The 16379-nt window shown below is 47.4% G+C and carries 14 protein-coding genes; 3 read left to right on the top strand and 11 right to left on the bottom strand.

Annotated features, from left to right (window positions below; genetic code table 11):
• Positions 1–298: 298 nt before the first annotated feature.
• The 11 genes from BUR09_RS12125 to BUR09_RS12075 form a co-directional block, all read right to left on the bottom strand.
• Positions 299–595, bottom strand: coding sequence for an HU family DNA-binding protein (locus tag BUR09_RS12125; RefSeq protein WP_281248151.1), 297 nt, complete (start codon positions 593–595; stop codon positions 299–301).
• Positions 596–692: 97 nt separating this feature from the next.
• Positions 693–1511, bottom strand: a complete 819-nt coding sequence (locus BUR09_RS12120) for a MinD/ParA family protein (protein ID WP_074217215.1) — start codon at positions 1509–1511, stop codon at positions 693–695.
• Positions 1512–1525: 14 nt separating this feature from the next.
• Positions 1526–2383: a GGDEF domain-containing protein gene (locus BUR09_RS12115; RefSeq protein ID WP_074217214.1), complete on the bottom strand. Its 858-nt coding sequence runs from the start codon at positions 2381–2383 to the stop codon at positions 1526–1528.
• A protein-coding gene (gene prfB, locus BUR09_RS12110) for a peptide chain release factor 2 (protein WP_175566029.1) occupies positions 2364–3480 on the bottom strand; the annotation gives its coding sequence in 2 pieces (ribosomal slippage) (positions 2364–3404 and positions 3406–3480; 1116 coding nt in all). Before prfB ends, BUR09_RS12115 begins: the two co-directional genes overlap by 20 nt.
• Position 3481: 1 nt before the next feature.
• Positions 3482–4996 carry an apolipoprotein N-acyltransferase gene (lnt, locus tag BUR09_RS12105; protein ID WP_074217212.1) on the bottom strand — a complete coding sequence of 505 codons (1515 nt, stop codon included), beginning with the start codon at positions 4994–4996 and terminating at the stop codon, positions 3482–3484.
• Between the two features lie 140 nt (positions 4997–5136).
• Entirely contained in the window at positions 5137–5973 is an 837-nt protein-coding gene (locus BUR09_RS12100) for a hemolysin family protein (RefSeq protein WP_074217211.1), read from the bottom strand.
• A gap of 129 nt (positions 5974–6102) precedes the next feature.
• Positions 6103–7158, bottom strand: coding sequence for a PilZ domain-containing protein (locus tag BUR09_RS12095; protein WP_074217210.1), 1056 nt, complete (start codon positions 7156–7158; stop codon positions 6103–6105).
• A 301-nt stretch (positions 7159–7459) separates the two neighbouring features.
• Entirely contained in the window at positions 7460–9340 is a 1881-nt protein-coding gene (gene mnmG / locus BUR09_RS12090; RefSeq protein ID WP_139296840.1) for a tRNA uridine-5-carboxymethylaminomethyl(34) synthesis enzyme MnmG, read from the bottom strand.
• A gap of 420 nt (positions 9341–9760) precedes the next feature.
• Positions 9761–10990 (bottom strand): M20 family metallo-hydrolase, encoded by a 1230-nt coding sequence (locus BUR09_RS12085; RefSeq protein ID WP_074217208.1) that lies wholly within the window; start codon positions 10988–10990, stop codon positions 9761–9763.
• A gap of 259 nt (positions 10991–11249) precedes the next feature.
• Positions 11250–11531, bottom strand: coding sequence for a PxxKW family cysteine-rich protein (locus BUR09_RS12080; RefSeq protein WP_074217207.1), 282 nt, complete (start codon positions 11529–11531; stop codon positions 11250–11252).
• A gap of 346 nt (positions 11532–11877) precedes the next feature.
• The gene (locus tag BUR09_RS12075) at positions 11878–13203 is read right to left on the bottom strand and encodes an amidohydrolase (RefSeq protein WP_074217206.1); all 1326 of its coding nucleotides are present in this window, start codon (positions 13201–13203) and stop codon (positions 11878–11880) included.
• Positions 13204–13394: 191 nt separating this feature from the next.
• On the opposite strand from BUR09_RS12075, the gene BUR09_RS12070 reads away from it, so the two are divergent.
• The 3 genes from BUR09_RS12070 (at position 13395) to BUR09_RS12060 (ending at position 16373) form a co-directional block, all read left to right on the top strand.
• Positions 13395–14150, top strand: a complete 756-nt coding sequence (locus BUR09_RS12070; protein WP_074217205.1) for an alpha/beta hydrolase — start codon at positions 13395–13397, stop codon at positions 14148–14150.
• Between the two features lie 253 nt (positions 14151–14403).
• Positions 14404–15927, top strand: a complete 1524-nt coding sequence (locus BUR09_RS12065) for a glutamate synthase-related protein (protein ID WP_074217204.1) — start codon at positions 14404–14406, stop codon at positions 15925–15927.
• Between the two features lie 2 nt (positions 15928–15929).
• Positions 15930–16373 (top strand): 4Fe-4S dicluster domain-containing protein, encoded by a 444-nt coding sequence (locus tag BUR09_RS12060; RefSeq protein ID WP_074217203.1) that lies wholly within the window; start codon positions 15930–15932, stop codon positions 16371–16373.
• Positions 16374–16379 lie beyond the last annotated feature (6 nt).

Here is a 16379-nt window from a genome sequence, read left to right as displayed (position 1 = left end):
CCTCGTGTGTTCTTTTCGTGACGGGGAGGTAGCCTCCTTGTGGCTGCCAACGGCTTAAGAGACGGGCTTTTTCATCTTGAACAGACTTTGGGAGTCCTAAGGTCTCTTTACAGAGCCGTTGACCGTGCTCAAGGGACGAGAAGTTTTGGATAGGGATAGTAGGGCGGCAAAAAAGAGCACAAACGCAAGCCGCATCACCTCCTATGAGGTGATGCGGCTTTTTAGTGAACAATGTTCAGTAGATAAGAGGAAAGCGCAGGTCGAAACCTGCGCTTTCGTAGAGATATGTAAAACAGGCTTAGCTGTTCAAAAACTCTTTAAGTTCTTTGCCTGCGCGGAAGAACGGAAGATGCTTAGGATGAACGGTTACGATTTCACCGGTTTTTGGGTTACGACCGGTGTAACCTTCGTATTCTTTCATTTTAAAGCTGCCGAAACCACGAATTTCAACGCGGTTGCCTTCGGTAAGCGCATCTTTCATGCTATCTACAAAGACGTTAACCATCATGGTTGCTTCTTCAATAGCAATGTTGTTATCTTCAGACAAAGTTTTAATCAGTTCGCTTTTGTTCATTGTCAACTCCCACTGCACGATGCAGCGTAGATGTTCTGGATTTATGTTTATGTAAGTAGGTACTTTCTATCTGCTTGAATTAATTTATTATGACGCAAACTGTTTAAATATTCAAGAGTTAATTGCTGAGATCACTCGTACTTTTTGTAAAAATTGATTTAGAAATGTCTTCTAACATGCTCTTTTTGATTTTCTGCAACTTTACTGCAATAGCAAAGATGTCTTTTGCAGCGCGGCTGTTAGGAGCATTTTTCATCAATGGAACCTGTTTTCGGACAGATTCAGGCACCATCTTATCCTGAGCAATGCCGCCGAGAAACTCAGGAGTAAAGCCGAGGAAGCGTTCACAAGCTGTTGCAAGCCTGTTGTATGTGCTTGTTTCTTCGGCTTTGTCTTCAGCTTGGTTTACAATGATATAAAAGTCTTTCACATTGTGCTGTGTGGAAAGAACCTTCATAAGGGCGTAGCTGTCTGTAAGAGAGGTAGGCTCCGGTGTTACAACTACGATACGGATACGTGTCATAGCTGCAAAGGCAAGTACTGTAGGTGTAATGCCTGCACCAAGATCCATTAACAGGTATTCATAGTTGCTGAAGAGTGGATCAAGGCGCTGGAAGAGTAAGTTGCGCAGGTCGCTGTCCATTTCAACGAGCTCAGGTACGCCGGAAGCAGCTGGGAGAAAGTCGAAGCCGTCTGGTTCAATAGGGTATGCGACTTCTTCTGCTGGAGTATCTGTGTCTAATAGACTCTGCATATTGACATCTGGAGTAACGCCAAGCAGAACATCAAGGTTGGCAAGTCCCAAATCACAGTCCATTAGCATGACGGGGAATCCGCCCCTGTACATGCAGTAGCCAAGGTTCAGAGCTATGTTGGTTTTCCCCACGCCGCCTTTGCCGCTTAGGATGGAAATGGTGAGAGTATTTTTGGCTTTCATACGGGGTAACTGCCTTATTTAGATCCAGAAAAAAGGAATTGTTTTTCGTTAGAATGCACCATGGTGGATCGATCATATTCGAACTCAACGAGCTGTCGGGTGACACGTACCTGATTCTTACCGGCATTTTTTGCCTGGTACAGAGCCTTGTCCGCCACTTCAAAAAGGTCTTTACCTTTTGCTTTGTTACGTCCCTTGAGGGAGGCAACACCTGCGGAGAAAGTGCACTGGATGCTAGCATCCGTGCATTTTATAAACGTGTCAGCAAATGTCGAACAGAGTCTATCCATCAGAGCTTTTGCTCTGAGCGGACCGGCACCCGGTAACAGGAGTGCAAATTCCTCGCCACCGATGCGTGCCGCATGATCATATCCTCGGGTGGATGCGTCTAACAGATCAGCTAGTGTTCTGATAACCTCATCACCACAATTATGACCATAGGTGTCATTAATGTTTTTAAAATTATCAAGGTCAATAATTGCAAGGCTTAATTGACCATTGCTACGTTCAACCCTTTGCAGCTCCATGGTGAGCTTATGTTCAAAGGCTTTCTTGTTATACAGTCCGGTTAACGGGTCGCGTTCTGACTTGTCGGTCAGGTCTTCAATAATCTTTTGCAAGTTTGCAATATTGAAATATGTTGAACTATCCAGATCAAGTGCGAGCCAGTTGGAAAAACCGTACCTTTCGGACAAGTTATTCCATGTATCCATTGTCATACCGGGCACAATTCGAGTAAGCGCTAGCTGCTGATCAGCCTGAGATATCGTGGCAGAGTCTGTCTGTGTCAGAATAAGTTGACGCAGTTTATCCAGTTCGGCTGTCAGGTTCTCAAGGCCTTCTGTGCGTATGTTATGTAGTCTTTTCTGCATGTAGATAAAGCAGGAAATCACGCAGGAACTGGTCCAGTTTTCCGTCTAGAACTGAATCAACATCCCCGATCTCCGAGTTTGTCCTGTGATCTTTCACAAGACGGTATGGCTGAAGCGTATAAGTACGTATCTGACTACCGAAACTAATATCCATTTTCCCTGCGTATTCTGCCTGACGTTCGTCTTGCACTTTACGCAGTTCAATTTCATACAGTCTGGATTTAAGAATCTGCAACGCGGTATCTTTGTTCGCGTGTTGCGATTTTTCGTTCTGGCACTGCGCGGTTACGCCTGTCGGGATATGCGTAATACGTACAGCGGAACTTGTTGTGTTAACGCTCTGACCACCAGGGCCGCTGGAGCGGAACACATCAATGCGCAGGTCGCTTTCTTTGAGATCAATCGTAATGCCTTTACCGGCGTCAGGAATAATATCAACCGAAGCAAACGAAGTATGTCTTCGGCCAGAAGAGTCAAACGGCGAGATGCGTATAAGCCTGTGGATCCCTTTTTCCCCTTTCAGAAATCCGTAGGCGTTTTCACCCTTGATACGCAGCGTAACACTTTTGATGCCAGCTTCGTCGCCGTCGAGTAAGTCGAGGTATTCGACTTTAAATTTATGTCTGTCTGCCCATCGCGCATACATGCGGAGGAGCATTTTAGCCCAGTCCTGAGCCTCTGTGCCACCTGCACCGGGATGAATTTCCAGAATTGCATCGTTCTGATCTTCCGGTGCGCTTAGCAGTAAGTTAAGTTCAGTCTGCTCTAACAGTTCTTCCAGAAGTTCAGTCTGCATATTCAGCGTTTCCAGAACTTCCTGACTTTGATCCTCTTCAGCCAGTGCAAGCCATTCTGCTAAGTCATCATGAGCCTGCATGAGGTTTTCCAGACGTTCAACCTGAGCTTCAAGCTGACTTTTTTCCTGCAGTACAGGGGTCAGCTTGTCTGGATTATCCCATGCACCAGGGCTTGAGAGCTGTTTTTCGATTTCATCAAGGCGGTCTTTATTGCCCTTGAGGTCAAAGCCTCCTCCATAAGGAGTTGAACTGTTCCGTTAAAGCGTTACTCTTTGTTCTTAAATCTGCTAACTGAAGCATGCTATATTTCTTTCTTTTTATTTGTATAAATGGAGTAGGCCAATACCGCTATAGCTCCGGCAACAATCAGTGCGCGAATTAAAGAAAAGAACCGATGATAGAATGTAAAATCGGTTCTCGTTCCTACGAAACCGAAGATTACATCCGCACGGAATGATTTTCCTTTAGTTGTAATGTTCCCTTTTGGGTCAATTATAGCAGTAATACCAGTATTTGTTGCACGGGCCACATAGCGTCCCTGTTCTACCGCACGCAGGACAGTCATATCCAGATGCTGTTTTGGTGCAGCAGTTTTTCCGAACCATGCATCGTTACTGAGGTTTATGAGTATATTCGCACCACTTTCAACGCGATCCTGCGCAAGTTCGGTGAATATAGCTTCATAACAAATCAGTACACCCATTGCAAGATTACCAGTGGTGATAGGCTCATAGACCGTGCCCCGTTCAAAGGTTCCGGTACCCCGAAGCAGTTCTTCAGTAAACGGGATGTAGAACGGAACATATTCACCAAACGGGACCAGATGCATTTTATCGTACCAGGAAAGCATAAGGCCTTCTGAGTCGATTAAATACGCTCTGTTGAAAATATCGTACTTGCGTCCCTCGGTTCCCTTGGCGTAGCCGGGAGTTCCGATGAGATACGGTGCTTTACTGGCGATGGCAAGTCTTCGTATGATTGGAAGGTAGTCTGGGTGGCTCTGAAGATAGAACGGCATGGACGTTTCCGGCCAGATAACAAGATCAACAGGATGATCAAAAACTTTTTCGCTCAATGTGACGTAGCGTTCTACTGTGCCGCGCACAAAGCGTTTATCCCATTTTGCTCCCTGATTAATGTTGCCCTGAACCATGGCGATCTCGATATTCGCGGTGGCATCTGCCGGTTGAATCCACGAGCAGTAGCTGGCAGTAAAAAGTAGAGCCAGTGATACAAGGGCGGCAACGGAGTGCTTGACCGAACTTGCGATCATAGCTGCAGTTATATAGCAGGCAAGGGCGACAAGCAGGGCGGAGTAGCCTTCCGCGCCGAGAACGCTAACCGGTTGAACAAACGCAGGCCATTCCGAGAATGCAGCGGCGAGTGATGCCCATGAAAATCCGCTGAGGAGAATCCCGCGAGCTAGTTCGAGCGCACCCCAGATAAAGAAGGTGCTCATCCCGACATAGAGTGGAGGTGCGTTACGCAGAAATTTATTGCAGAACCATGAAAAGGCTGCGCTGTAGAAACCCAGCGCAAAGGAGACGCCAAGAGGCCCGCTGACGGCAAGGTACGTTGGCATGGATGTTTGTTCTGCAAATGGAACAGCAATCCAGTACAGGCATGCGGTAAATGCTGCCATGCCCGCTATAAGACCTTTTCGAAACGCTACAGCACCCGTTTCTGCCTGAATTCCGATAAGGTAGAGGCAAGCCGGAAAGAGTAGGACGAGTGGGGGTAACTGGTAGATAGTATTGGCAGAACCGATAGCCAGTCCAACAGTTCCCATGGCAAGTAATGGGGCAAATTGAAGCATTGCTGCACCCTGACGTTTTTTTATGCTGCGGTCAAGGTGCTCAAATTGCAGTGTATACTAACACAGTAAGAGCGATTGACCGACGGTAAAAGAAAACACCCCGCCAAAGCAGGGTGTGAGTTATTTTTTCAGATAAGTACTTATTGGGTTTCAGCAGCCTCGTCAGCTTTCGAAGTCCTGATAAGTCGAATTTGTTTGGCGTCCGCATCTTCAATGGTGAAGTTGTAACCGGAAAGCTGGAATGTCTCACCGGACTGCGGAACATGGCCTGCAAGTTCACTCAAGAACCCGCCAAGTGTCTCCACTTGCTCAGACTCGAGTGTAATTGAAAGTTCTTCACTTACATCATCAAGTGAAGCACGGCCTGTAATAATGTAGTTTCCATCCTCAGTGGCGCGGATATCTTCTAATTTAGGGGTGTCGTACTCGTCCTCAATTTCACCGACAATCTCTTCGAGAATGTCTTCAATTGTGATGAGGCCGGATGTGCCACCGTATTCATCAACAGCAATTGCGATGTGCTGTTTTCTGGTACGGAATTCCTGCAACAGGTCTGTTACAATTTTTGTTTCCGGAACAAAAAACGGTTTGCGCATAAAGCTTATAAGCGGGCTATCGCGCAGTGCCGGGTCGTGCAGGTGAATAAGTAAGTCTTTTGCGTAGATAATACCTACTATATTATCCCTGTTGTCTTCGTACAGTGGGATTCGGGAATGTCCAGATTCAACAATGAGTTCTACAAGGTCGCCAATGGATGTGGTTGTCTCTGCGCAGATTATATCTGTACGAGGAACCATAATCTCATGAACCTGAGTTTCATCAAGTGAGAGTACATTAAGGAGCATCGAGCCTTCTTCGGCTTCAAGCTCTCCTTCCTCACGGGCATCGATAATGGCTTTTTCAACGTCTTCTTCAGTTGTTTTACTGAAAAAATTACCAAGTACGTTCCACAATCGACTCTCAGAACCTCCGTCCAAGATGGGTCTCCTTTTTAAAGTTTCTAAAAAATGGGGCACGATACATACTGTAGTACTGTACCGATGAGTTTCGTGTTGTGCAAGCATTGGATGTGCTCTCTGGCGTTTTCCGTACCTGCTTGCAAGATGTTAGATTCCTTTTTCGCGGTACAATTCCAGATGCCTGCGCATCACCCAGTTGCCTATGCTGTCCAGTCCGGTTCCAATCGGTTCTTCATTCCAGCGCAGTTCTGCAGGGCTATTTGCATCGGGCTGAGCGGTGAAGCGGAACTGCAGACCTAGTTCGGCGTCGTGCGTTACAAAATCGATAAACGGATTTTGAATTCTGCACAGCAGCCAGTAGCGGACACGTTGCCCTGTATCTGGATCCCAAAGATCGAGTAGCATAAAGAGCTTGTCGCCGATTTTAAAGTCCAGATTGCAGTTGCGCATTTCGGATCTTGGTATGCGAACCTTGATACCTCCAGCAGAGAGGTTTTCCAGTATGATTTGGAAACTTTTTTCTGGAAGGTACGTCAAAACAGGGCGCCCCCATTTGCGGATATCTAGAGTGCCTTTGGTAGAAAGACCTTCGGGTGCAGACCATACAGCTAGTCCCATAACATACTGTTGCGGCGGTGAAATTCGTAGCGAAGCACGCTTCTGTCGCTGTTCCAGCTTGTTAGGAATTTTCAAAGTAAGCACTACTGTGCCGTCTGTACAGCCCCGAATGCCGATAATTTGTGTCGTAAACATGAAAAATGTATTGCCGGTGCTGGATTTTCGCACCTGAAAGTAGCAATCCACATCTCTTCCCACCCATGAACTTTTCAGGTTCGTAAGTTGGCTGCACTCAATAGTGACTGTTTCTTTGTTGATAGTGGTCAGCAGGCAGGAGGTAGAACGGCGTTTTTCACCCTTGGAGTGAAATTGCAGTTCGAATTTCTCGCGTTCATCGCGTGCCATACGTAATGTATTCGTAATATGGGAAGGGTGGAGAACCCAGTCATGCGGGACGTATTTTGCGTTTTTACGGTTTTTGAACCACATAAAGATAATGACTGCAATCAGGATGACAACAATCAAAAGCAGAGCGTAGACTGTGAAAAGAGCAGTTTCCGTTCGGAAGGACGATGCGGAAAAGTTTTTTCCAATCTGTGAAAAGAAGTTATTACTTGTGGAGGCGCTGAATGAGAAGTTGAACACGTAATACTCTGCTTTTTGTACTGGTTAACGCAAGATCAGGTTGAGACAGGACGCTAAAAAACTATACCGAAAATATAATAATGTGAACTGGTTTGTTCTATACCCGAAAAAATGAACAAATGTCTCATCTGAACGGTGGTTATTACGCTTCGGAAATAAAACTTTATTTTGCAAAAATAGCACCAAAATAAAACTTAGCCTTATACAATAACGCATCCAGATTGCGCCAAATAAGTGTAGTTTGAAAAAAGATCAAAAAAAACAGCCATCGCAGACGATGGCTGTTTTTATTATTATTGTATTAGATTTTGCCGAGCTTCTTCAGGTGAACTTCCAGACAGGAAATTGCTGCCGGGGTAACACCAGAAATACGTGACGCCTGACCAAGGTTAAGTGGTTGCACGGCTGCAAGTTTTTCCTCTACCTCGCGGGTTAGACCTGCAACCTCGGTGTAATCGAGGTCTGCCGGAAGAGGAACGCTTTCCATGCGGCTGAATCGCTGTACGAGCTCGTCTTGACGTTTCAGGTAGCCAGCGTATTTAACAACAACCTGTGCTTCTTTTTTTGCGTCTTCAGCAAAGTTAGCAATTTCAGGCCAGAATGCTTTCAGGTCATTAATGTTCAGCGCAGGACGGCGTAATACTTCTGCAAGAGTAAGACTCTTGGAAGGATGTGCTTCGCCAAGTTCGTCAAAGATTGCGCGTACAGGTGCGTCCGGCTTAATACGGCGCTCTTCCAGTTCTTCAAGCAGAGTGGAAAGCGCAGAGCGTTTTGCATCGAACATTTCCCACTGGTCGTCTTTAACTAGACCGACTTTGCGACCGATTTCAGTGAGGCGCATATCCGCGTTGCTTTCTCTCAGCAGCAGGCGGTGCTCTGCACGGGAGGTAAACATGCGGTACGGCTCTTTGGTGCCCTTGGTTACAAGGTCATCAATAAGAACGCCGATGTATGCCTGATCGCGACCAAGGATAAATGGATCGCGGTCTGTCAGTGCGCAGTATGCGTTGATAGCAGCCCACAGCCCCTGTGCTGCAGCTTCTTCGTAACCGGAAGTGCCGTTAACCTGACCTGCAAGGTAAAGACCAGGAAGAGCCTTAGTTTCCAAGGTAGGACGCAGCTGAGTCGGGTTCGCGTAATCATATTCGATAGCGTAGCCCGGACGGATGATCTGTGCATTCTCAAGACCGGGAATAGTCTTGAGCATAGCCTTCTGGATATCCAGCGGAAGGCTTGTAGAGATGCCGTTCGGGTAGCACTCAGGGCTGTTAAGACCTTCAGGCTCCACAAAAATTTGGTGTCGAATTTTATCAGGGAAGCGTGCAATCTTATCTTCAATAGAAGGGCAGTAGCGCGCGCCGGTTCCGTCAATAACACCCGTAAACAGTGGAGAGCGGTCAAAACCGGTTTTGATAATCTCGTGTGTCTCTTCGTTAGTCCAAGTCTGGTAGCAAGGAAGCTGTGGAAGAGGGATTTCTTTAGTGCGGAAGCTGAACGGAGGCGGCGGAGTGTCGCCCGGCTGCGGTTCCATCACAGAAAAATCAATGCTGTCTTTCAAGAGACGCGGAACAGTACCAGTCTTCAGACGACCAAGTTCCAGACCCACGCTCTTAAGGGATTCAGACAAGCTATTGCTTGCCGGATCACCAAGGCGACCGCCAGCGAAGTTGTTCAAACCAACATGGATGAGGCCGCGCATGAATGTGCCGGTGGTGATGATAACAGTCTTAGCCGCAAATTCCTGACCAAGCAGAGTGCGTACGCCGGTACAGCGTCCGTTTTCAGTGATCAAAGAATCTGCAGTGTCTTGCCATACCCACAGGTTTTCCTGTGTAAAAATATCACGCTTAACAACACGCATGTATTCGTCGCGGTCAATCTGTGCGCGGGTTGCGTGTACAGCAGGGCCTTTACTGGTGTTCAGTGTGCGGAACTGAATACCGGACTGGTCAGCCCAGACCCCCATCATGCCGCCAAGTGCATCAATCTCGCGTACCATGTGACCCTTCGCAAGGCCGCCAATAGCAGGGTTGCAAGATAATGCGCCGATGTGATCCAAGTTGATCGTCAGCAATAACGTGGTCATGCCAAGGTTGCTCGCCGCCATAGCGGCCTCGGCACCAGCGTGACCAGCGCCTACTACAATGACATCAAAAATAGCTGGAGGGGGTGTTTTAATCATAATTTTTATCTTTGTTATTTCTGCTGCGAACAGGCCTTGCGTTACGTGATGTCTCCGACGGCGCTTGTCAGCGGGACTTTAAGAACCTTTTTGAAAAAAGGTTCTTAAAAATCTCCAAAAACTTTTATCAGCGAGGGTAGTCCGTTTTTTATTACGCTGGTGAGCTTTATGTATGCTACCAATCGTGGATCACTGATCTTGGTTATGCCAAGGTAGTGGGGCTCAAGCCGCGAGGTGGTCATCCTTGGGGAGCAGGCCTCGCTAGTAAAAGTCTTTGGGGAGTCCAGAGGACCTTTCTACAGAAAGGTTCTTTGGCCGCCGGAGGCTCGTCGAAGACCTGCCGGAGGCAAAAACTCGCTGTAAGCGCCGCCGGAGGCATGGGTTTCCCCAGCCTGCCGGAGGCAATATAAACTTGCTTACTTAGTTAGTAGTATCAAACAGCATGGTGGCGATAACTTTTGCGTCACCGATGTTGCATGAGATACGGCTTTTTTCGTTAGGCACGTGTGCGTTAGGGATGAGCTTGCTCCAGCAAGCTACGTTGAGTCCTTCGTCACGCAGATGTGCTGCTACGGTACCACCGCCAACACCTTTTGGCTGCGGAGTTACATTGTAAACTTTCTTGATGGCGCGGTCGAGCTTGGTAACCACTTCGCAGTCTGCTGGAGTCTGTGAAGTGGACTGGTTCGCCTGATCATCTTCGTAGGTGATTGTTACGCCGTACTCTTGGATCACTTCGTCACCGAGTTTTTTGATTTCCTTGCGGATATCTTCGAGATCGTAACCAGGGAGGATGCGGCAATCTACGTAGAATACATCAAGGCCAGGTACGGTGTTGATGTTTGGTACGTTTGCTTCCTTCTTGGTTGGTGTGAAGGTGGAGATTGGAGGATCGAAGAGATCATCTGTGCGATCAAAAATACCGTGCAGCTTTTTGATCTTCAGGATGAATGCAGCAGCAGCTTCGAGGGAGTTGATACCCTCATTTGGTGTAGAACCGTGGCACTGCTTGCCGACTACAGAAATTTTCTGCCAAAGGATGGACTTTTCTGCGACTTCAATCATGGTTCCGTCAGCATCGCCGATGTCTGGAACGAGGATGAGGTCGTCTTTTTTGAAGAGCTCTGGGCGCTCTTTTGCAACGTACTCAAGACCGTATTTGCTGCCGGTTTCTTCGTCAGCAGTAAGGATGAGTCCGAGGGTGTATTCCGGAGTGATATTGTTGTCTACGAGACCTTTTGCAACGAGAAGGCCGGAAACGATAGCCTGCTGGTTATCTTCCACGCCGCGGCCGTACATGAAGTCGCCGTCTACGCGAAGAGTCCACGGGTCGCTTTCCCACAGGTCATGATCGCCGGTAGGCACAACGTCGGTGTGACCGATGATCCAGAGAGTTTTTTCAGACTTACCCGGAATGCGAGCGATAATAGTAGGGCGGTAGCCGCAATTAACGCGGGAATCCGGAGCGCGCATTTCTTCGACATCAGTAATGTTGTTTTCTTTAAGCCAGCTGAGAAGGTAGTCAGCTTTGTCCTTTTCACCCTGTCCGCCGCTGGTAGGGCAAAGGGCAGGACGCGCAGTCATCTCTTTCTGCAGTTCAATTACAAGATCACGCTGGTCATCAAGAAATGTAAGAAGCTGTTCGCTCATGGAAGTTCTCCGTCAGGGAATCAGTGGTGTTTTAGTTAGCAACTTGCCTGACAATACAATTTTCAGGAAGAAAGAATAGAGTGCATCACTGCTGAGCCATCAGAAGTAGCCCCTGATAGTGAACGCAGGGCGAAGCGTGTAAATTTGCATGTGTGTTTGCAGTCCACAACGCCGGAGTGCACTGAATTCTTTCTTTCTGAAAAAGAAAAAGGGAAGGTTGTAAGCCAACCTTCCCCCTCTCTAACCGAAATATAGCTGATTAACGGCCGCGTGCAGCACGTTTGGAAGCTTTAAGTGGGTTGATTTTCACGTTACCAGATTTGTCTACGGTAGCTTTAACGTGGGTAGCAAAGTTACATGCACCGAGGGACCATTTGGCCGCTGGCTGTGCGTAACTTTTACAGTAGGTCTGGCCTTCGAACTCACCGGTGCGCTCGCAGCCCTCACACTGTTCGACCACTGGCTGGCATACAAATCCGTTGAAGAGCATGCCTTCTTCAGTCATTTTAGCATCGGCGAAGCTTACAGCTTTAGCACTCATATTAATTTCCTCCTGGGGTCGCGCGGGCTACGCGCGCATATTATCTTTGAAGCGATGTCCATTTATATTTTTTTGACAAAAAGTCAACTAAAAAACAAATAGTCAGTGTATTTTTACCTAGTCATATAAAGGTAAAATATACGACTTTAAAAACTCTGCAAGTACAGATTGAGACAAATTTGTGCAGTGCAAGGCACAAGAAAAAGCCAAGATCGAAGCATATTTTGTATATGTGAGAGTTTGGCTTTTTTGAAGTAACGCCAGTCAACCGTTGGCGAGTCTTCGAGCCCATACGGGAACAAGTGCCCTGGGGGTGCGCAGCAATGTGCGAATTTGGCTTAATCTGTTAGCTGCGCTTCTGTATCTTCTTTTGCACCCATTTAGCAACATCTTTTGCAGCCTCAATGAGGGCAGGGTAGTCAATTTTTAAATATTTACCGTCTTGGTACAGAACTTCGCCTGCTACCATAGACATGTGAACCTCGGCTCCGTTTGTTGCATATACAAGCTGAGAAACCGGATTATGCATCGGCAGAAGGTTAGGCTGTGTGAGGTCAATTGCAATTATATCTGCCTGTTTACCTTCAACAAGTGAACCAAGATCTGCTTGTCCCATGCTTCGTGCGCCGTTGCAGGTTGCCATGTCCAGCACAGATTGGGCGGTGGCAGCAGTCGGATCAAGTAACTGAACCTTATGCATGAATGCGCAGGAAGCCATTTCCGTGAACATGTTAAGCGCATTGTTGGAAGCAGCGCCGTCAGTTCCTAAGGTCACATTCACGCCTTTAGCGAGCATTTTTTGAATAGGAGCCATGCCGGAAGCAAGTTTCATGTTGCTTTCCGGGTTGTGGGCAACATTAGTGCCTGTCTCTGCAAGTAAAGAGATTTCGTCGTCTGTAAGGTCAACTGCATGAGCCACTGTGGTGCGTTCGCTCAGCAAACCCAGGCTGTGAGCGTACTCTACAGGGCGTTTACCGAAGCTTTCCAGACACGCTTTGGTCTCCGCAGGAGTCTCTGCCAGATGAATATGCAGCGGCAAGTCAAGTTCTTCTGCAACCTCACGACATGTAGTCAAAATTTCCGGTGTAGTAGTGTAAACCGCGTGTGGCATTACGGCCTGACGGATGCGTGCGTTGCCGCGCCATTTCGCTTCCATCTCACGCACAAGCTTGATGCCGGTTTCAAAGTCGGGATACGCAGGAGAAGGGAATACGAACAGTCCTTCGCCGCCCAGAACTCGTAAACCTGATTGATCAACCGCTTTATATGTTGCATCTTCAATTAGATACATGTCGCAGAAGGAGGTGGTGCCGTAACGAGTCATTTCAGCACATGCCAGCAATGCGCCCAGTTCAACCTGTTCTGCAGTCAAGTTCTGCTCTACAGGGAAGATGTGGTCGTTGAGCCAGTCCATGAGCGGTAGGTCGTCAGCAACGCCGCGCAGCAGTGTCATAGCTGCATGTGTGTGGCTGTTGATGAGGCCCGGCATGAGCAATGAGTTGCCCAGCTCCATGGTGTTTTCTGATGTATACTGCGAGCGGACAGCGTCGGCTGTGTCTACGCATACAATCTTGCCTTCGGAGACAGCAATGCCGCCATTGTATATGATGGAACGTGACTCATTTTGAGTGACGATGATTTCTGCAAATAGTAAAGTATCACATGACTGCATTCGAAAACTCCTCATTGTCATCGTACGTTACGGGTGCGACACTGTAGAGGATTGTTCATAGTTAAACAACCCATGTAGAACTGTAATGTTTTTTAGCCTCCGGCGGACAGTGAAACAAGGTTTCCCCAGCCGCGGCGGCAAAAAAAATCCCACCAGAGTTAATAAGAAAAAATCAAATAAGAGGACGGAACATGAGAGTAGGCTGTTTATTAATCCACGGCTGGACAGGGAGTACATTTGAGATGGAGCCGCTTGTCGCGCCGTTGGAAGAAGAAGGGTATGTGGTTCGTAATATAATGTTACCGGGGCACGGGACGACGTTTGAGGATTTTCAAACCACAGGCTGGTCTGACTGGGAATGGGCTGCGGAGAAAGAATACGAGGCGTTGGCGAAAGAAGTTGATGCAGTTTTTGTGATCGGACTTTCTATGGGTGGCACGTTGTCACTGCATCTGGCCTCCAAGTTTCCTGTGGCTGGTGTCGTGTCCTTGGCAGCTCCGTTGTACCTGTATTCTTTCTGTCCGTGGCAGATGAAAGACTGGCGTTTGCCGTTTACACCGATTGTGAAGCACTTTAAGCCGCTATTTCCTCTGAAGAGACGTGATGAAGAACATATAAAGATAGCGCCGTGGGTCGGATATGACGATTTTGTAAGTATGCAGCAATTACATGAACTTATGAAGGGTGTAAAAAAAGTGCGTAATGAGCTAAATGCGATAAGTGCCCCAGTTTTGGCGATTCAGGCTCCAACTGATAAGAGTGTTCCTTTGGGAAATGTTTTTTTAATCGCAAAAAAAGTAGCGTCGCCGGAGGTGACAGTGAAATTATTGCGCATAAAAGAAAAAGTTACAGGACATCACGTGATTACTACTCATGTTGAGACCTCTTTACGGATAGTTGAATTGGTTAGGGAGTTCGTCGGAAGGCAAATTTATACAAAATTGTAAATCTAATTCATATTCAAATTAATAACAATTTTGTTAAAATAGTAGTTATATGCTTGAATATAATGACGATATGGCTATAAAATTAATGTATGGAAAAAGTGAATATTACAATCTTGACAAAAATGAGCGTTTTTAGCTAAATATAATCCACGGCGGCTGCCCCCTCGGGAAGCTGGTCCGTGTTGAAGATTTAGCTCAGAAAAAAAATGCGAATGACGCGCGCGGGCGCTTTGTGTCACTAGGAGAGATTATTTTGCTGTTTAAGCCTATAAGCCAGAATTTTAGCGACTTTGTTATTGATCGTGAAAACGATCGCTGTATCAATTGCGAAGTTTGTGTGCGTCAGTGCTCGTATGAAGCCCATTACTGGGATGATGCTCGTCAGTGCGTAAGCCACGATCATACTAAATGTGTAGGGTGTCACCGTTGTGAAGCATTCTGTCCTACCGGTTGTCTTACTATTAAGAAAAATCCGGCAGACTTCAGAGACAATGCTCTTTGGACTCCTACCTACATGAAGCACGTATACAAGCAGGGCGACACTGGTGGTATTTTGCTTTCCGGCATGGGGTCTCCAGCCAATAAGCCAATCTACTGGGACAACCTTCAGCTTGACGCCAGTCAGGTAACCAACCCGTCTATTGACCCGCTTCGCGAGCCAATGGAATTGACCACCTACCTCGGCTCTAAGCCGGATCAGGTGAGCTTTGAGGAAACTCCTGAAGGGCCAAAACTTACTACTAAAATCGGACCACAGCTTAAGCTTAACTACCCGCTTATGTTCTCCGCTATGTCCTTTGGTTCAATTAACCTGAACCTCCACAAGGCTATGGCAATGGCTGCAACAGAGCTTGGTATTGCTTACAACACTGGTGAGGGTGGTTTGCACCCTGATCTGTACAAGTACGGTCAAAATACCATTGTACAGGTAGCATCAGGCCGATTTGGTGTTCATAAAGACTACTTGAACGCTGGTAGTGCAGTAGAAATTAAAATCGGTCAGGGTGCTAAGCCGGGTATCGGCGGCCACCTGCCGGGTGAAAAGATCGACGAAGAGGTTTCTAAAACCCGTATGTGTCCGGTCGGCTCAGACGCGATTTCTCCTGCGCCTCACCACGATATTTATTCTATTGAAGATTTACTTCAGCTTATCTACGCAATTAAGGAATCCACAGAATATAAGGTTCCAGTTTCTGTAAAAATTGCGGCAGTACATAACGCACCGGCGATTGCTTCCGGTATTGTACGCGCAGGTGCAGATATTGTTGTTATCGATGGCTTCAGAGGCGGTACAGGTGCTGCTCCTACCATGATCCGTGATAACGTAGGTATTCCGATGGAACTTGCTCTTGCTGCTGTAGACAACCGTCTGCGTGACGAAGGTATTCGTAACCACGCTTCTCTGGTTGTTGCAGGCGGTGTCCGTTGTTCTGCTGATGCGATTAAAGCAATCGCTCTCGGTGCGGATGCTGTTTACATCGGTACTGCTGCCTTGGTTTCTGTGGGCTGTACTCTTTGTGGACGTTGCTACACTGGTAAATGTCCTTGGGGTATTGCAACCAACGAAGCACGTCTTAAAAAGCGTCAGAATCCAGAAGTTGCTGCTAAGCGTCTTGCTAACCTCATCCGCGCATGGGGACACGAGATTCAGGAAATGCTCGGCGGTATGGGCCTCAACTCCATCGAAAGCTTGCGTGGTAACCGCGATAAGCTCCGTGGTCTTGGCCTCAACGAAGTTGAACTGGATATTCTCGGCGTTAAACACGCAGGACGGTAGATATGCGTAGGGTTTATCCGAATAAAGATGTTTGTATTGGCTGCCATATTTGTGAGGTTGCCTGCCTAACTGCACACTCTGTTAGTCAGGATGTTGTTATCGCTGCTAAAGAAGAAGTAGCAACAGGCTTACAGCCTTGTAAGGCAGTATACGACAAAGGTCAGATCTCTGTAGCTCTCAGCTGTCGCCATTGTGACAACCCATCTTGTGTTTCCGCCTGTATTTCCGGCGCGTTATACAAAGATCAGGAGACAGGCCGCACTTGTTACAACGAAGAACAGTGCGTTGGCTGCTGGTCATGTCTGATGGCATGCCCTTACGGTGCGGTTCGCCGCAATGAGACTAAGGGTAAGATTATTAAATGTGACCTGTGCGAAGGCCGCGACACCCCAGCATGTGTAGAAGCCTGTCCTAACAACGCACTGGTTTACGAATCTCGCGGATAGCAGGAG

The sequence above is a fragment of the Halodesulfovibrio marinisediminis DSM 17456 genome (genome assembly GCF_900129975.1).
GTDB lineage: Bacteria > Desulfobacterota > Desulfovibrionia > Desulfovibrionales > Desulfovibrionaceae > Halodesulfovibrio > Halodesulfovibrio marinisediminis.
Note: the sequence above shows the minus strand (reverse complement) of the source record. Positions and strands in the feature narration are given on the sequence as shown.